The organism is Novosphingobium sp. IK01 (genome assembly GCF_033242265.1).
Classification (GTDB): Bacteria; Pseudomonadota; Alphaproteobacteria; order Sphingomonadales; family Sphingomonadaceae; genus Novosphingobium; species Novosphingobium pituita.
Genome location: NZ_BTFW01000001.1, coordinates 668,349 through 683,332, shown reverse-complemented (window position 1 = coordinate 683,332; position 14,984 = coordinate 668,349). Strand labels below are relative to the sequence as shown.

At 63.9% G+C, this 14,984-nt stretch carries 21 protein-coding genes; 13 read left to right on the top strand and 8 right to left on the bottom strand.

What is annotated here, in order from left to right; all coding sequences use genetic code 11:
- Positions 1–15: 15 nt before the first annotated feature.
- The 6 genes from SBI20_RS03200 (at position 16) to SBI20_RS03175 (ending at position 4,992) form a co-directional block, all read left to right on the top strand.
- On the top strand, positions 16–525 hold the full coding sequence (locus SBI20_RS03200) for a phage major tail tube protein (protein WP_317973683.1): 510 nt from the start codon (positions 16–18) through the stop codon (positions 523–525).
- Positions 526–615: 90 nt separating this feature from the next.
- A complete protein-coding gene (locus SBI20_RS03195; protein WP_317973682.1) occupies positions 616–966 on the top strand; it encodes a phage tail assembly protein in 351 nt (116 codons plus the stop codon).
- Between the two features lie 23 nt (positions 967–989).
- Entirely contained in the window at positions 990–1,106 is a 117-nt protein-coding gene (locus SBI20_RS03190; protein ID WP_411911490.1) for a GpE family phage tail protein, read from the top strand.
- Positions 1,106–3,592, top strand: a complete 2,487-nt coding sequence (locus SBI20_RS03185) for a phage tail tape measure protein (RefSeq protein WP_317973681.1) — start codon at positions 1,106–1,108, stop codon at positions 3,590–3,592. The genes SBI20_RS03190 and SBI20_RS03185 overlap by 1 nt, the downstream gene beginning before the upstream one ends.
- Positions 3,593–3,604: 12 nt before the next feature.
- Positions 3,605–3,985: a phage tail protein gene (locus tag SBI20_RS03180; RefSeq protein WP_317973680.1), complete on the top strand. Its 381-nt coding sequence runs from the start codon at positions 3,605–3,607 to the stop codon at positions 3,983–3,985.
- Positions 3,982–4,992, top strand: a complete 1,011-nt coding sequence (locus SBI20_RS03175) for a contractile injection system protein, VgrG/Pvc8 family (RefSeq protein WP_317973679.1) — start codon at positions 3,982–3,984, stop codon at positions 4,990–4,992. Before SBI20_RS03180 ends, SBI20_RS03175 begins: the two co-directional genes overlap by 4 nt.
- Positions 4,993–5,022: 30 nt before the next feature.
- On the opposite strand, the gene SBI20_RS03170 is transcribed toward SBI20_RS03175, so the two are convergent.
- The gene (locus SBI20_RS03170) at positions 5,023–5,895 is read right to left on the bottom strand and encodes a helix-turn-helix domain-containing protein (RefSeq protein ID WP_317973678.1); all 873 of its coding nucleotides are present in this window, start codon (positions 5,893–5,895) and stop codon (positions 5,023–5,025) included.
- 268 nt (positions 5,896–6,163) lie between these two features.
- Here SBI20_RS03170 and SBI20_RS03165 point away from each other — a divergent pair, with 268 nt between their 5' ends.
- From SBI20_RS03165 to SBI20_RS03135, 7 genes are all read left to right on the top strand, one after another.
- Positions 6,164–6,505 carry an Ogr/Delta-like zinc finger protein gene (locus tag SBI20_RS03165; protein ID WP_317973677.1) on the top strand — a complete coding sequence of 114 codons (342 nt, stop codon included), beginning with the start codon at positions 6,164–6,166 and terminating at the stop codon, positions 6,503–6,505.
- 11 nt (positions 6,506–6,516) lie between these two features.
- Complete coding sequence (locus tag SBI20_RS03160) at positions 6,517–7,008, top strand: hypothetical protein (protein WP_317973676.1); 492 nt, start codon at positions 6,517–6,519, stop codon at positions 7,006–7,008.
- A gap of 10 nt (positions 7,009–7,018) precedes the next feature.
- Complete coding sequence (locus SBI20_RS03155; protein WP_317973675.1) at positions 7,019–7,873, top strand: DNA-methyltransferase; 855 nt, start codon at positions 7,019–7,021, stop codon at positions 7,871–7,873.
- Positions 7,870–8,298 carry a hypothetical protein gene (locus SBI20_RS03150; protein WP_317973674.1) on the top strand — a complete coding sequence of 143 codons (429 nt, stop codon included), beginning with the start codon at positions 7,870–7,872 and terminating at the stop codon, positions 8,296–8,298. Before SBI20_RS03155 ends, SBI20_RS03150 begins: the two co-directional genes overlap by 4 nt.
- Before the next feature lie 295 nt (positions 8,299–8,593).
- The gene (locus SBI20_RS03145) at positions 8,594–8,866 is read left to right on the top strand and encodes a hypothetical protein (RefSeq protein ID WP_317973673.1); all 273 of its coding nucleotides are present in this window, start codon (positions 8,594–8,596) and stop codon (positions 8,864–8,866) included.
- Positions 8,863–9,057, top strand: coding sequence for a helix-turn-helix transcriptional regulator (locus tag SBI20_RS03140; protein WP_317973672.1), 195 nt, complete (start codon positions 8,863–8,865; stop codon positions 9,055–9,057). Before SBI20_RS03145 ends, SBI20_RS03140 begins: the two co-directional genes overlap by 4 nt.
- 260 nt (positions 9,058–9,317) lie before the next feature.
- Positions 9,318–10,649, top strand: a complete 1,332-nt coding sequence (locus SBI20_RS03135; RefSeq protein ID WP_317973671.1) for a tyrosine-type recombinase/integrase — start codon at positions 9,318–9,320, stop codon at positions 10,647–10,649.
- A gap of 4 nt (positions 10,650–10,653) precedes the next feature.
- Here SBI20_RS03135 and SBI20_RS03130 read toward each other — a convergent pair whose 3' ends face one another.
- From SBI20_RS03130 to SBI20_RS03100, 7 genes are read right to left on the bottom strand one after another with little or no spacing between them, the layout of a single operon-like run.
- Entirely contained in the window at positions 10,654–10,842 is a 189-nt protein-coding gene (locus SBI20_RS03130) for a helix-turn-helix transcriptional regulator (protein ID WP_317973670.1), read from the bottom strand.
- Positions 10,839–11,012 carry a hypothetical protein gene (locus tag SBI20_RS03125; RefSeq protein WP_317973375.1) on the bottom strand — a complete coding sequence of 58 codons (174 nt, stop codon included), beginning with the start codon at positions 11,010–11,012 and terminating at the stop codon, positions 10,839–10,841. The genes SBI20_RS03130 and SBI20_RS03125 overlap by 4 nt, the downstream gene beginning before the upstream one ends.
- Positions 11,009–11,206 carry a hypothetical protein gene (locus tag SBI20_RS03120; RefSeq protein WP_317973669.1) on the bottom strand — a complete coding sequence of 66 codons (198 nt, stop codon included), beginning with the start codon at positions 11,204–11,206 and terminating at the stop codon, positions 11,009–11,011. The genes SBI20_RS03125 and SBI20_RS03120 overlap by 4 nt, the downstream gene beginning before the upstream one ends.
- A 2-nt stretch (positions 11,207–11,208) precedes the next feature.
- The gene (locus SBI20_RS03115; protein WP_317973374.1) at positions 11,209–11,451 is read right to left on the bottom strand and encodes a DUF2312 domain-containing protein; all 243 of its coding nucleotides are present in this window, start codon (positions 11,449–11,451) and stop codon (positions 11,209–11,211) included.
- 18 nt (positions 11,452–11,469) lie between these two features.
- Complete coding sequence (locus tag SBI20_RS03110; RefSeq protein WP_317973668.1) at positions 11,470–11,955, bottom strand: hypothetical protein; 486 nt, start codon at positions 11,953–11,955, stop codon at positions 11,470–11,472.
- Between the two features lie 16 nt (positions 11,956–11,971).
- A complete protein-coding gene (locus SBI20_RS03105) occupies positions 11,972–14,698 on the bottom strand; it encodes a toprim domain-containing protein (RefSeq protein ID WP_317973667.1) in 2,727 nt (908 codons plus the stop codon).
- Positions 14,699–14,740: 42 nt separating this feature from the next.
- The gene (locus SBI20_RS03100; RefSeq protein ID WP_317973666.1) at positions 14,741–14,914 is read right to left on the bottom strand and encodes a hypothetical protein; all 174 of its coding nucleotides are present in this window, start codon (positions 14,912–14,914) and stop codon (positions 14,741–14,743) included.
- Positions 14,915–14,984: the final 70 nt, after the last annotated feature.

Sequence of the window (14,984 nt, the reverse complement as noted above, 5' to 3'; positions counted from 1 at the left end):
CGCTAGGAGCCAGACATGGCATTTCCCGCAAAACTCAAGGACATGAACCTGCATCTTCAGGGGCAGGGTCACAAGGGCGTCGTCTCCGAAGTGACGGTGCCGAAACTCACCCTGAAGCTGAACGAGTTCCGCAATGGCGGCATGATCGGCGCGCTTCAGGCCGATATGGGGCTCGAAAAGATCGAGCTGGATTTCACGATGGGCGGCCTCCTGGAAACGGTCCTGCCGGACTTCGGCGCGGCGGCCTATGATGCTGTGACGGCCCGGTTCTCGGGCGCCTATCAGGAAGACGGCTATGGCTCTGTCCGCGCCGTCGAAATCACCGTGATGGGCAAGTACACCGAAATCGACATGGGCAACGCCAAGGTCGGCGACGACACCCAGCACAAGGCCAAGATTTCGTGCATCTACTACCAGATGGACGTCGATGGCGTGAACTGGGTCACCATCGATATCATGGCCGGTGTCTTCGAAGTCTTCGGCATCGACCGCATGGCCGAAATCCGCGCTGCCGTGGCTGACTGACGCCCTTCCCCACCTCTGACGACCTTCGCCCTGGCGTGAATTGCGGTCACGCCGGGGCGACCCTCCCCGCAAAATTCAGGAGCTTTTCCGATGACTTCTCGCAAGACCGAAATCAACGCCGCCTTCGCGCCCGATCCCGCCAAGTCGGTGATGATCCCGCTGGCCAGCCCGCTCAAGCGCGATGGCGGTGTCGATATCGACCAGATCACCCTGCGCAAGCCGAATGCCGGTGAACTGCGCGGGCTCAAGGTGCCCGATCTGATCAACGGCGATGTGAACACGATCATCACGCTGTTGCCCCGCATCTCGTCGCCGGTCGTGTCGGTCCATGAAGCTGAAAAACTCGACGTGGAAGACCTGGCCGAGATCGCTGGCGCCGTCGTCGGTTTTTTTATGAACCAGGCGGCGCGGGCGCAGATCGAGAAGATGATGGGCGGCTGACCACCGAAGACCTGATCGCCGACGTGGCCGCCGTGTTCCAGTGGCCGCTGTCGGAACTCGAAGCCATGCCGCTCGATGAACTGTTGGCCTGGCGCGAGCGCGCGGTGTCGCGCTGGAACGCTATGCAGGGGCAAGAATAGTGGCCGACAACAAGCTCAATCTGGTGGTCCAATTCAGCGCGCTTGACGGCCTGTCAGGCGCGCTGAAAGGCATGATTGGGCTGGGGCGCGATGGCACGAAGGTCATCGGAACCCTGCACAAAGAGCTGAAGGATATGGAGGGCCAGCTCGTCGACGTGGAAAGGCGTCTGTCGAGCGGAAGCATGCAGGGCGGGTTGCTGATGGCCCAGCGCGAGCTTCGCGCCGGGATCGAGGAAACCACCCGCGCCCTTCAGCGCCAAAAGCGGTTTATGGCGATTGACCGCCGCACCGCGACGATCCGCGCCCAGGCCGACCGCTACAAGCAGGAAGGGCAGTCGGGCCTCATGTGGGGCATGGCGGCGGCGGTCCCTGCCTACGCGATGGCGCGCGAGGCGGGCGAATATCAGGCCATGGTCAACCAGCTGCGGATACTCGGCCTGGGCGACCGGGCGGTGTCCGATCTGACGGCCTATTCCAAGGCGATGAACGTCGCCGGATCGAGCGCCAAGGACAACCTGCGCTATCTGCTCGAAGCCCAGGGCGCATTCCGCGAAAGCGGCGAGCATAGCGTGGCCGATCAGCTGCGCGGCGCGAAGACCATGGCCCCGCTCATGGCCAAGATGGCCGCCACGTTGCAGGCCAGCGGGCACGCGATGGACGAAGAGCAGGAGCGGTATTTCCTGCGCTTTGTCGAGCAGGCAGGCGGAACCACAGATCCGCGCCGTGCTTCAGCCCTGACCGATGGCCTTTTCCGCGCGCTTCAGTCCTCGGGCGGGACGGTCGACCCGGCGGCCTATCAAGCGTTCCTCGCGCGAGCCGGCACGTCCGGGATGCGGCTGTCATCGCGTGCGATGTTCGCCGATTTCGAGCCCCTGATCGCGGAAATGCACGATCAGGCGGGCGTCGGGCTCATGGGGGCCTATTCGCGCATGAACGGCATGGTCAAGAACCAGGCGGCCATGCGCGAGTCGATCCGGCTCGGGCTGTGGGATCAATCGAAGATCGAGTTCAATTCGGTCGGTGGCGTCAAGCAGTTCAAGAACGGGCAAAACCCGTTGAACGCCAATGCTGCCGCCCTGATGGCCAGCGATCCGGTCGAATTTTACCGCAAGTTCGTTCTGCCTTCCTATCAGGCCAATGGCGTGAAGGACGTGCAGCGCGAGAACATGATGCTGTTCGGCAATTCTGGCGGCAAGCTCTTCAATCTGATCGACAAACAGCTGCCGACCATCTTGCGCTCGCGCGAGGCATACCAGCGCACGCAAGGGCTGGATCAGGCCTATAACCAGACAAAGAACGGGTTTTTCGGGGAACAGGGGCAGCTGCGCGCTGCGTGGAAGGATTTTCTGGTCACCGCCGGGTCCAAGGGGGGGCTTCTTGAGGGCCTCACCAGCGGCCTGCATGTGGCAACGGGTGCCCTTCGCACGCTGACCGATGCGGCAAATGCCCACCCGACCGCGTTCAAGTGGATCAGCATCGGCCTGACCTCGCTGCTGGGGATGAACCTCGCCATATCGGCGGGGAAGCTGGCCTTTGGCAATCTGCTCGGGCCGGTGGCCCAGCTGTGGGGCGTGTGGAGCAAATACCGTGCGGCGGGATCTATCGCCCTGGCATTTCCGCGTATCGCACGGGCATTTGGTCTGGTCCGTGGTGCAGCCGGTTTGCTGGGGCGCGGGCTTGCCCAAGCCTTCGGTCTCATGCGTGGGTGGACTGGTGTTTTCGCTCGTGGCCTGGTCCGCTCATTTGGCTTGGTCCGCTCGGCCACAATGATTCTTGGACGAGGCATGGCCTGGGGTTTTGGTCTGATTGGTCGTGCCGGGATGCTTCTTGCCCAGGGTCTGTTCCGGGCTGGAATGCTGATGATGGCCAATCCCATGGTGGCGATCATCACCGGCATCATCGTAGTGGTCGGCGTGCTTGGCTATGTAATCTATCGCAACTGGGACAAGATACGCGGTGCCTTTGCGCAAGGCATTGCCTGGATCAAGGCCAAGTTCAGCGCCCTGCCCGCCTGGCTGAAAAGCATCGGATCAATGATGGTGCAGGGCCTGATTAATGGCATCCCGATTTTGAGCCTTGCCTCACGGCTTATTCAGGTCGGGAAAGTCGGTGTTCAGGCGCTACGCGATCATATGGGAATCCGCAGTCCGTCGCGCCTCATGATGGAAATGGGCGGGCATGTCAGCAATGGCTTTGCGATTGGCATTGCGCGCACCAGCCATGCCCCTGTCCGCTCGATGCAGCGCATGGCAACCGCTGTGGTTGGCGCAAGCTCCCCGATCACGCGCGCTGGCCATCTGCAACTGGCGCCCGCCGCTGGCGCGCGTTCGCGCATGTCACACGCGGGAGGCCCCGCGAAGATCGAAATCCATATCCACCAGCAGCCCGGTGAAGACGCCCAGGCGCTCACCCGGCGCGTCATGGCCGAACTGCGCCGGGCCAAGCGCAAGGATGGCCGCGCCGAATTCACCGATAGCTACTTCTGATCGGAACCGCTGATGCTTGCCGCTCTCGGCCTCTTCGTATTCGATACCGACACCGTCCTGTTCGACAGCATGGAGCGCCAGCGCTCATGGCGGCACCCGCGCATGGATCGCCTCGGCGCCCGCGCGTCGGCGCAGTTCGTCGGCCCCGGCGATGACCGGATCTCGCTCCCCGGAACACTGGTCCCGGAGATCTGTGGCAGCTATTCCAGCCTCGACACCCTGGCCGAGATGGCCGATGCGGGGGATGCCTATCCTCTGGTCAACGGGGCCGGTTTCATCCTCGGGTATTACACGATTGAAGCCCTCAACGAGCGGCATTCCAACCTGATTTTTGACGGCTATGCCCGCATGGTGGAATTCCAGATCGAACTGATGCGGGTGGCCGACGAATGAGCCAGACCATCATGCAGCCCACCCCGGCCTGGCAGGTCATGCTCGATGGCAAAGACCTGACGGCAAAGCTTGCGCCGCGCCTGTTGAGCCTGTCCCTTGCCGAAGACCGTGCAGAGAAGGCCGACACGCTCGAACTTACCTTGCATGACGACGACGGCGCCATGGTGCTGCCGCCCGAAGGCGCCCGCCTGACGGTCGCATTCGGGTGGGCAAAGGGCGCGGGCGTGACGCTGGGCCTTGTTAACAAGGGCTCCTTTGTCGTTGATGAAGTGCGGTTTTCCGGGCCGCCGGATACGGTGACCATTTCGGCCCGATCCGCCGATTTCGCGGGTGCCTACCGCAAGCGGAAGAACCGCAGCCATCACGGCCAGACGCTCGGCGCCATTGTCGCGCTCGTTGCCAGGGACAATGGCCTCAAGGCCTCATGCCACGCCGATCTGGCCGCGGTCGTCGTCACCGCAGCGGAACAGGCCCACAAGAGCGACATGGAGTTTCTGCGCGATCTGGGGCGCCGCTATGACGCGATTGCAACCGTGAAGGCCGGGACACTGATCTTTGCCCCCGTCAACGCCCGGACGACGGCCAGCGGCAAGGCCATTCCTTCCTTCACGCTGACACGGCGCAAGGCCGATCACGTGGACTATCACCGCGCCGCGCGCGATGGCGCCCAGGACGGCGCAGAGGCGCAATATTACGACCAGGACAGCGCCGCCCGCAAAACGGTGTCGACACCCGGAACGCATCGCAAGAGGCTGAAAAAGGTCTATGCCAGCCAGGCCGACGCCCGCGCGGCGGCCAATTCCGAACGCAACCGTCTGGCTCGCGCGGCGGCCACCATGAGCTTCACGCTCGCGCTGGGGGATGCCAGGATCGGCGCGAACACCTCGGTCACCGTCACAGGGTGCAAGTCGGAAATCAACAAGCGCGCCTGGCGGGTGACCTCGGTGCGGCATGAACTCGATGGGCAGCGCGGCTTTACCACCGCGCTCGAAATGGAAGGGGTGTAATACACCCATACGTGTATGGGTGTATACGTGTCAGAACCTGCGCAACATCCCGATGACTTCGCCCAGGATGCGCAATTCGCCGGGCTCGACCACCTCGTCGGCAATCGTGGGGTTGTCGCAGATGATGCGGACACCTTTCGAGGTCGGCCGAAGCCGGGCAATCATGCCCGCCCCGCAATACAGGATCGTCCATATCTTGTCGGCGCGGTCCAGCGTGGTCCGGGTCGTGTCGACCAGCAACAGGTCGCTGTCCAGCAGGGTGGGCTGCATCGTGTCCCCGATCCGTTGCACGACCATGATCGCCTTCGGGTCGGTCGGGGTATAGGCGGCTAGCATCGCCCGGCTGAAGAAATGAGGCCGGACCTTGGCCGGGATCTCGTTGTACATGATCCCCTGCGATGCTCCCAGGTCGATTTCCCGCAAGCATACCATGTCATGCCGGGATAGTTCCTTCTGGACGTCGTCGTCCTCGATGACGACGAGGGACACGCGGGCCTTCCGAAATTCCTCTGACGCCATCATTTCCGGCAGGATTTCTTCAGAAATCGGGTTTCCGTCGAGATCGCGCATATCGATGCGCTCGTTTGTCTCGGCCAGCAGCCAGGGCAGATTGACCTGAAGCACCCGCGCGATGGCCCCGAAGTGCTGCGTGCGGCGGATTTTGCGGCTCATCATCTGGTTAATCAGGCTGACCGACGCCCCGATGCCGTTCGCCAGATCGGTTTGGCCAAAGCCCAGGTCGGACATGCGCGCCTTGATGCGCGTCAGCCGCTCGACAGTGATTTCCAGTGCCTTCGCCTTCACGGCCTTGCGAGCCGTTTGCAACTTTATGACATTTTCCGTTCCCATGGTTCCAATCCGCCTTGTGGTATTAATTAAAAAGCGCCATGCAGATTTCGCCATGTTTTTACGCGACTTATCCTCCCGTCACGCGCCAACTGTTTGGCGAAAGCCGATTCGGCACTGGCTTGGGCACGGCATAATCGCCCGGATGGGCACAGCACAGTCTAATCTCACTGAAATCAGACTCAGGTTTCCGCCTTAATAATTCAGTGGCGCCTGTTTCCGACCAATGCGGCGACGGTTTCAGTGCCGTCTATGCACAGGCCATTAGCCAGATTGGTCCCAAAATTATCACGGATTTAAATCTTCATCCGCTTGAGGGTTTACCATGAATCGTTTGCCGTCCGATATTGTCATCCCGCTTGCCCCCACGCGCGATGGCAATTTGCGCTGCCCGCACTGCAAAATGCCGGGGCATCGGCGCACCAGTGAAGAAGTCTCGATCACCCTGCGCTCGATGCTGTTCGCCTGCTCGAACCCGCATTGCGGGCATACATGGCGCGCGTCGCTGTCCTACGATTACGGCATTTCCCCCTCGTGCGTGCCCGACCCGGAAATGGCGGGCCTCGAACTGCGCACGCCGCGCCGGGAAGACGTGATGGCCGCCGTGCGCGTGGCGATGCGCCGGGAAGCCCCCGACCCGAACCAGTTCGAAATGTTCGCCGCCTGAAAGGATCGATCATGCGCGCGCAAGCCTCCCTGCCCTCCCGCCAGATGCCAGCCCCTCCTCACCGTGCCCGCAAGTCGGGCATGACGCCATGGGAACTGGCTTACGAAACCGTAGCCCAGGATCTCGCCCGGTACGGCGCGGCCTTCAGTGCGTCCGCGACTGCCGAAGAGATCGGCGTGCCCCCCGATATGGTCCGGCGCCTTGCCGCGCTGGCCATGGTCAAGCGCGATATGGTCGCGCTGGGGCTGCTCGATTTCGAGGATGCGATCCGCATCGGCAGCGAGGGCCTTGCCGCCTCGCTGCGCCTTTCCGGCAAGGACCACGGCAACCCCGATGCACCGGCCACCGTGCATCCGCGCTTTGCCCAGGCCAGCGCCTTGCGCCGGTCGGCCATCGGCGCGCCGGATACACGCCATGTGGCCGCGCCGCGTACATCCTGCCCTCGTTGCGGGACTCGATCGGATTGGGGCTGTGTCCATCAGCACGTTGAAATTGCTGAATAAGGAAGCCGCAATGCTTGGCGAATTCGTTAATCTGGTTGATCTGCTGAAGAAGGACTGCCCGTGGTTTGATGAGGCTGCGGCCCTGTTCCCCGATGTGAACATGCACGCGCTTGTCGCCATGGGATGCCGCATGGAGCTGGTCGGGAACGCCCTTCTCCTGTCGGCGGATTGCCTGCATATCATGCCGCTTCTGGGCGGGGTCGACGCTGTCATGGCGGACCCGCCCTATTCGAGCGGCGGCCTTCATCAGTCCGCCCGTTCGGCAGCGCCCTCACTCAAGTACCAGTCGCCCAGCGGTCGCGGCCTCTATCCCGAATTCTCGGGCGATAACCGCGATCAACGCTCTTATGCCTATTGGTCGACGCTCTGGCTCGGGGAAGCCCGCGATGCGGTGAAGCCCGGCGGCCTGCTCGGCATGTTCACCGACTGGCGCCAGTTGCCGGTTTCGACCGATGCGGTCCAGTCCGGGGGATGGACCTGGCGCGGGATCACTGTCTGGGACAAGACCGAAGCCACCCGCCCGCGCCGTGGGGGCTATCGCAACCAGTGCGAATATCTGGTCTGGTGCAGCAACGGCGCGATGGGCAAGGAAGGCCACTGCGCGCCGGGCGTCTTCCGCCGCGCCACCCAGAGCGAAAAGAAGCACCATATCGCGGGCAAGCCTGTCGGTCTGCTCGAAGACCTGCTGTCGATCTGCGGCGATCTGGTCCTCGATCCGTTCATGGGCAGCGGAACCACCGGTATCGCTGCGGTGAAGACGGGCCGCCGGTTCATCGGCATTGAAATGAACCCGGACTATTTCGAGGTCGCCCGCCAGCGGATCGCGGAGGCGCAGGGCCTGACCGTGGAGGCACTGGCCGCATGATGCCGGGCGCGCCCTTCCCGCCACCGCAATCGAGCGCAAGCGTCCTGCTCTGGCATCCCCGTGCGGGCGCCTACCTGCGCCGTGGCGGTGAAGGCTTCACGCGGCGCCTGACGCATGCGGCGCGCGTGACGCGCGAAGAGGCGCGCCAGATCAAAGCCAGTGGCCATCTGGGCCATCTGGAAATCGAACCCTGGCCGGAAGGCCCCCAACCGATCAGGCCGGGCGCAGTGCCCGGCCTGCGCCGGGCGGCATGGGCGGATCTGACAGATGAAGACTTATTGCGCCGTGCGGTGCTGGCCCTGCTCTCAGGGGGGAAGCGGCCAGCCTGGACGGTGGTGATGGATGCGCTGGTGCTCAACAGCGCGGCTGCCGTGAAGCTTTGCAGGCGGCTGAATATCGAGCAAATCGAAAGGACGGATCGTTGATTTTCAAGACCCTTCTGGGGGCGTGTGCATGTCCCCCCTTGCCTGTGCAATCGAATCCCGATAACGCTAATCCCGTCGTCACGAAAAAGGTGACGCTGCGGGTTCGAAGCCGCAAGAGTTTTTCCAGCGCCTACCCGCGCCACCAGTCCGATTCTGGTGCGCTTTTTTATGGTCGGGCGTACCGCGGGGGCGTTGAGCCCGCCGGTAAAGCTGTGACTCCCGGTCTTCGAACCCGGTATCGCCCGACCGCCAAAAAATCCTTTGATTGTCGGGCTTTTGCTGGGGGCACGAGCCGATGACCACGATGAATAATGAGCCGTTCACGAGCGAACAGACGCTCGAACTGGCCGTATCCTCAAAAGTCAGCATGCCTGAATCGACGAAGCTTTCGCTCGATAACCTGTTCGAGGCGCTCGACGTGATGGCCACCATCACCAGCGTTCCCGAAGAGGATCGCGGCACCGAACACGAAGCGGCGGAATTCGCGCCGATCTTCAGTGCCTTCGCCGATCTGGGCAAGCGCCTGATGACCGATGCCCACCTCGAATTCACCCGGAAATCGGCATGACACAGCCCACGCCAAAGATCATTCGCTTGCCCGAAGTGCGCCGCGTTTCCGGTCTTAGCACCACGTCGATCTACCGCCTGATGAGCCAGGACAAGTTCCCGCGCCAGCGTTTGATCAGCGTGGGCGCCGTGGGCTGGCTCGCCGCCGAAGTCTTCGAGTGGGTATCCACGCGACCGAAGGTTCAGACGTAACTTCAGGTGGCTTTTGTGGGGGCGTCATGCCCCCACCACTTTTTCAAAACGCCCGGTTTTTCGCTTAAAAGGTTCAGAAGGTTGTCGGACACCTCTTCCGCCAACAAGCCGTGCCAGTTAATCTGCAAATGTCTTATTTACAGATGCTTGCGGCCAGTTTTTCCGGTTTTGCGTCCACAGTTGTCACTGTTTGTTCTCATGCATCGCCTCTGCCATATGGCTTAGCCTATGGTATGTGATTCTGAGGATATGGTATGGGCATGCTGAGCGACACCAAGGTTCGCGGGGCCAAGGGCACAGGCAAGGCCTACAAGCTTTCGGACGGCGAGCAGCTTTACCTGCATGTTTCGGCTGTCGGCGGCCGGGTCTGGCGCATGAACTACCAGTTCGGCCGCAATGCTCAAGGCAAGCCGGCGCAGAAGACGCTGACGATCGGCCCCTACCCTGCCATTTCGCTGAAGGACGCGCGGGACGCCCGCGATCTGGCCAAGTCGATGCTGGCCAAGGGGATCGAGCCCAGGCCTGGGGATCTGTTCGAACGGGGCGCGGGGCATGATACGCGGCCCACGTTCAAGGGTGTTGCCATGGCATGGCACAAGCTCCAGATGCAGCGGTGGTCGAAGGTGCATGCCAAGGATGTCCTCGACTGCCTTGAAAAGCTTGTGTTTCCGGTAATCGGCGATCTCGCCATCGAGGATATCCAGTCGCCCGAGGTGCTCAGGCTGCTTCAGAAGATCGTGGATGGCGGCGCGATCGAGACCGCACACCGGACGCGCCAGCGGATCAGTGCCATATTCGTCTATGGTATCGCCACGAATCAGACCGTGCGCGATCCGGCGGCCAGTCTGGCCATCGCCCTGCCCCGCAAACCCAAGGCCAAGCCACAGCCGGCCATCACCGACCTGCCGGCGCTTCGCCAGATGCTCGTCGACTGCGAGGCGGAACGGTGCCGCGCGCACACCAAGCTGGCGCTGCGCCTGCTGGCCCTGACAGCGGTCAGGCCGAACGAGATCCACGGCGCCCGGTGGGATGAGTTCGAGGATCTCGATGGCGAGGAACCCTTGTGGCGGATCCCCGCGCACCGGATGAAGGGCGACGTGGACCGCAAGGCGGAAGAAGATGGCGACCACCTCGTCCCGCTGGCGCCTCAGGCGGTAGACGTGCTGAAGGCCATGATGCCGCTGACCGGCGACCTTGAACTGATTTTCCCGTCCGACCGCCATGTGCATCGGCCCATGAGCGAGAACACGCTGCGCGCCCTGCTGATCCGGGCCGGATACTACCAGCGCCACGTTCCCCACGGGTTCCGCTCGGCGTTCTCGACGATCATGAACGAGAGGGTGGAGCGCGCATGGCGTGAGGCCGGGCATGCGACCGCCTCCCCCGACCGCGCGATCATCGACCTGATGCTGGCCCATGTGCCCACGAACCGGGTGGAAGGCGCCTATAACCGCGCGGCCTACATGCCGCGTCGGAGAGAACTGGCGCAGGAATGGGCCGACATCCTGCTGGCAGACATGTGGCCGCCGGCGATCCATATCGGCCAGCCCATGCGCTATGGTGTGGCCGGGGCAGGACGCCCCGGCCACTGATCCGTTACGTGACGCTGCCGCGCGCCCAGGCGTCGACCTCGCTTTCCCGCCACCGGGCGCACTTGTGGCCCAGCTTGCGCTGATCGGGGAACTCCCCTTTGCGCATCAGGGCATAGATATAGGAGCGCGACAGCGACGTGCGGGCCATCACCTCGCGGATGGTCAGGAGCCTTTCGGGCGGCGGGGCGCTCATGTGCCCTTCCCCCGCCCCTTGAGGTGGCTGCATTCGGCAGTGTCCCATGGGGGCATGTGCTTCTGGCACTGCGCGAGGGCGCTGTAGCGCTCGATGCAGCCGGACAGGAGCAGGCACAGCACGGCCATGCGGGCCGCGCGCCAGTGCTGATGGGCCGGACGGTGGATCATACCCGCCCTCCTTTCAGGCCAGCCAGCGCCTGGGCGACGAGGAACGGGATCGCGATCAGCGAGGCGAGCAGGATCAGGGCGCGCGAGGCGCTCCTGATCGTGAGGCCGGCGCGGTGCCTGTGGGGGGCGACGGGCGCGCAGGCCCGGCATGCGCAGCCGAACGGATGGACGGCGTTCGAGGGGCGAGCGGCCATGGTCAGTCGAGCCCCAGCGCGTTCTTGTAGATATCGGTGATGCTTTCCATTTCGCGGCGGTCGTCGGGGCGCATCTTGCGCAGGCGGACGATGAGCCGCATGACCTTGGTGTCGTAGCCGGTGGCCTTGGCCTCGTTGTAGACGTCGCGGATGTCGTCGCTGATCCCTTTCTTTTCTTCTTCAAGCCTTTCGATGCGCTCGATCAGGTGGCGCAGTTGCTCTTCGGTGGCGTTTGGCTGGGACATGGGATGCTCCTTGGAAGGTCAGGCGGCGATCTGGTGGCCGCGATGGGGTGTCTGGGTGGAGTGATCGGGCAGGCGCGGCGTGAACACGCGGCGGCCGGTCTGCGCGCAGAGGGAGCAGATCCGCGGATCGGCCTGCGCCCATGTGCAGTCGAAGCCCTCGACATCGAGCTGCGGGGTCCATTCGTCCCACCCGCAGGCCCGGCACAGGCGCGGGTGCCGGTCGGCCGGGGTGTCGCAAAGCTGGCGGTAGACCGTCAGGCTGAGCGGGAACGCGCGGGTCATGGACCACAGCCGCTTCATGCGGATGCCGACCGTCTCGATGCGGCGGAAATTGCGCTCGACATCGGCCTGGTGCTCGCCATGGTGCCAGAATGGCCGGGCGGCCTGCGCGATCGAGAGCCCGGCGGCCTCGCGGCGCATGCGGATATAGTCCCAGGGCATGACCGCCGCCCAAACGGGATCGGGATCACCGATCATGGACAGAAGGGAGGGAACGCTGCGCATGGTCGTCCTTTCGCTTTCAGGAATGGGAGGCCGTCGCGCGCGAGCGATCGTGGAAGACCCAGCAGCGGACCGGGGGCACGCCCTCGTTCCGCGAATTGACGGCGGTCTGCTCGACGAAGCGGCGGTTTTTGGAGGTCTTGAGGGCGCGGATCAGCTCGGCATGGGTGGGCAGCTCGAGGCGCTTTTCGGCGCAGCGGGCCTCCATTTCGTTGAGGCGGACCGCGATGATGCCCTCGGCATGGCGGCGGTGGTGGTTGATGTGGCCGCTCGCCGCTGTCGGATCCTCGTTCTCCTCGAGGTAGTCGAACCGCTCCCAGAACAGGGTGACGATGGGGTCTTCGCTGTTCACGGCCAGTTGCCGCTCGGTCGCCATCTCGACGATGAACCTGGCCGTGGCGGCCTGCTGCTCGTCGGTGATCGGGAGCAGCGCGCGCAGCGCATCGAGGAAGGCGAGCAACTGCCCGTGGGTCTTGGCGAGGCGGTTGGTGCGGATGCCCGGCATGGCGAGCAGCTCCTCCTCGTATTGCGCAAAGGCCTGCCGGAAGCGGGCCATGACCTCGTTCTCGCGCTTGGCGGCGTGGACGATGAAGCCCGAGACGGTCTCGATCGGCCACTGCTCAAGCCGCTCGGCCGAGGCCTTGGTCTGGGCCGACCAGCCCGTCATGTCGAAGCCGAGCGACATGATGCGTTCGAGCACGGCCCGGCTCGCATTGACCGGCTCGTTCTGTTCGATGACGATCGCGCCCCGGAACGGCGGCTCGAAGGTTTCCATGCCCCCGTTGCGCACCCCGCGTGCGCGCACGGTGCGCCCGTTGTAGGCGGTCTTGAGTTCTTCCCACTCGAACTTGCGGGCGTGGCTGGCTTCCTCGCGGCGGTCGCCCTCGATCAGCACGACCGGCAGGTTGCCCACTTTGCCCAGGTTGCGCGCCATGGCGGCGGGCGTGGCCTTGGCCGGGTCAAAGCCTTCGTAGTTCTCGCGGCCCAGCAGCTTCCAGAGGAACTCGACCAGCGTGGTCTTGCCGGTGCCGGGCAGCCCGTGCATTTCGAGGAACGGGAAGCTCTTCATTTCGGTGCGGACCTGCTCGGCAAACAGCGATCCGAAGAAGAAGCTCAGGCACACCAGCCCCTTGGCGCCATAGGCGGTCCACAGATCGGCCAGCCAGCTGGTGTCGAGCCGGTCGGCGTCATACTCGATGTCGAGCAGCCGTTCCGAGGTGCCCAGCTTGATCGCCTGCTTGCCGATCTGGAAGAAATCGTCGTCGTTGGGCCGGAACACGCGGCCATTGGCGACCGCCAGTTGCCCGAAGACATAGGCCTTGGCCTCGCGGCAATAGCCGGTGAAGCCGAGCGGGCGCACGTCGGGCAGATCGGGGGTCTGGTGCTGGAGGATGCGGGTCAACTGGGCGACGTTGCCGGTCCACACCCCGCCAAAGGCGAACAGCCGGTCTTCGAAGTTCGAGGACTTGCGCAGCTGGGCGGCGGTAAAATCGCCCTTGACCGGCGCGCGCTTGCTGCTCGGATAGCGGATATCGAGGAAGAACTTGGTCTCGTCGGTCGCCTCGTCACGCTGGCGATAGAGGACGCGGAACGCGCAATTGGCGATTTCCTCGACGCCCAGCGCCTCGCGCGAGGCCTCCATGCGGATGATCGCCTCTTCCCGGCTGTCGATGTCCTTCAGCTCGCGGGTGCGCCCGCGCCGGTATTCGTCGATCTTTTCCTGCACGACCGAAATGTCGATCGAGCACCAGTAGGTCCGGTTTCCGAAATTGAAGTGGAAGCTGTTCCAGCGGTGCTTTTCCCAGATCAGGTAGGCCTTTTCCTGCGCGCTCCGGGCCAGCAGCACCTGCCCGTGCCACAGGTAGTCGGCACGGTGGCCCTCGCCCAGGCGGTCGAGCCGGAGCAGGTCGTTCCAGTCCAGTTCCTTGCCTGTCTCGTCCTCGCCCATGGGCAGCGCGGCGCTGGCGTCCCAGCGGTCGTTGCGGGCCTGCTTGACGAAGTCGCGGTTGCCCTTGGTGCCGGCGGGGCCAACGTCGAAGGCAAAGATGATCTTCGGGCTGCGGTGCGGCTTGTCCGAGGCGGCGATATGCGTGCGCAACTGGCGCAGGAACTCGGACGGATAGTTGTTCGACGACATCGTCGAGGCCGCGCGCTGGCCCGCCTGTTCGAGCGCCCAGGCATTGAAGATGCCCTCGGCAAACCAGATGCTGGCCGCGTTGGCGAAGTCTTCCATGGTGAGGTCGGGCCGGAACCACGCCTGCCCCTTGTAGGACTTGCGCGGGGCGAAATGGGCCTTGCGGTCAAACCGGCCTGGCTGGTCGATCAGGCGTTCCCACCAGCTTCCGCCCGGCAGCGGGAAGCGGACGGTGGCCGAGCCGATGCCCCGCCCCTCGTCGCGGAAATATTCCTGAGAATAGGCATCGCGCATGCCCATGAGGTTGAGGCCGCGCGCATCGGTCAGATAGGCATCGGCGGCGGCATGGGGGTTTTCAGGCGTTTTCTTGAAGCGCTTGGACCATGTGTCGAAGACCTCGGGATAGAGGTCGCGAATGGAGGCCTCCCAGCCACAGCGGTTGGCCCGGCCACACTTGAGCACCCACGGGCTTTCTGCGCGGGCATAGACCTCGCGCCCGTCGCATTCGGGGCACTTGCCGCCCTGAAGCCACTCGCCCTGGTCCTTCTTCCACTGGAAGTCGGTCTTCAGGAGGGGCATCAGTTCGCGGCGAATGTCGTCTCGCATCTGCATGGAAATTCTGGTCTTTCTGGAGGGATCGGGCGCGGCGCGCGCTTATGCCGGCAGCATGATCCACAAGGCGGCGAAGAGGGCGAACAGGGCTGGCAGGGCGGCCACGAGCACGAAAAACTCGGCTCGCTCGGCACGCGGCAGGGCCCGCCAGAAGCCCCACCATGCGGCGAAGGCAGAAGGCGGGGCCCGGAATGGACTGGATGGGGTGGGCAGCATGGGGATGCTCCGGTCGAAGGGGCGGAAAAAGGCAAAGCGGGGGCGTGCCCGGAAGCGAACCGGGTCTGAG

Coding starts and splice junctions, on each gene's coding strand:
- SBI20_RS03200 (WP_317973683.1), top strand. CDS start 16: ATGGCATTTCCCGCAAAACTCAAGGACATGAACCTGCATCTTCAGGGG.
- SBI20_RS03195 (WP_317973682.1), top strand. CDS start 616: ATGACTTCTCGCAAGACCGAAATCAACGCCGCCTTCGCGCCCGATCCC.
- SBI20_RS03180 (WP_317973680.1), top strand. CDS start 3,605: ATGCTTGCCGCTCTCGGCCTCTTCGTATTCGATACCGACACCGTCCTG.
- SBI20_RS03175 (WP_317973679.1), top strand. CDS start 3,982: ATGAGCCAGACCATCATGCAGCCCACCCCGGCCTGGCAGGTCATGCTC.
- SBI20_RS03170 (WP_317973678.1), bottom strand. CDS start 5,895: ATGGCGAAATCTGCATGGCGCTTTTTAATTAATACCACAAGGCGGATT.
- SBI20_RS03165 (WP_317973677.1), top strand. CDS start 6,164: ATGAATCGTTTGCCGTCCGATATTGTCATCCCGCTTGCCCCCACGCGC.
- SBI20_RS03160 (WP_317973676.1), top strand. CDS start 6,517: ATGCGCGCGCAAGCCTCCCTGCCCTCCCGCCAGATGCCAGCCCCTCCT.
- SBI20_RS03155 (WP_317973675.1), top strand. CDS start 7,019: ATGCTTGGCGAATTCGTTAATCTGGTTGATCTGCTGAAGAAGGACTGC.
- SBI20_RS03150 (WP_317973674.1), top strand. CDS start 7,870: ATGATGCCGGGCGCGCCCTTCCCGCCACCGCAATCGAGCGCAAGCGTC.
- SBI20_RS03145 (WP_317973673.1), top strand. CDS start 8,594: ATGACCACGATGAATAATGAGCCGTTCACGAGCGAACAGACGCTCGAA.
- SBI20_RS03140 (WP_317973672.1), top strand. CDS start 8,863: ATGACACAGCCCACGCCAAAGATCATTCGCTTGCCCGAAGTGCGCCGC.
- SBI20_RS03135 (WP_317973671.1), top strand. CDS start 9,318: ATGCTGAGCGACACCAAGGTTCGCGGGGCCAAGGGCACAGGCAAGGCC.
- SBI20_RS03130 (WP_317973670.1), bottom strand. CDS start 10,842: ATGAGCGCCCCGCCGCCCGAAAGGCTCCTGACCATCCGCGAGGTGATG.
- SBI20_RS03125 (WP_317973375.1), bottom strand. CDS start 11,012: ATGATCCACCGTCCGGCCCATCAGCACTGGCGCGCGGCCCGCATGGCC.
- SBI20_RS03120 (WP_317973669.1), bottom strand. CDS start 11,206: ATGGCCGCTCGCCCCTCGAACGCCGTCCATCCGTTCGGCTGCGCATGC.
- SBI20_RS03115 (WP_317973374.1), bottom strand. CDS start 11,451: ATGTCCCAGCCAAACGCCACCGAAGAGCAACTGCGCCACCTGATCGAG.
- SBI20_RS03110 (WP_317973668.1), bottom strand. CDS start 11,955: ATGCGCAGCGTTCCCTCCCTTCTGTCCATGATCGGTGATCCCGATCCC.
- SBI20_RS03105 (WP_317973667.1), bottom strand. CDS start 14,698: ATGCAGATGCGAGACGACATTCGCCGCGAACTGATGCCCCTCCTGAAG.
- SBI20_RS03100 (WP_317973666.1), bottom strand. CDS start 14,914: ATGCTGCCCACCCCATCCAGTCCATTCCGGGCCCCGCCTTCTGCCTTC.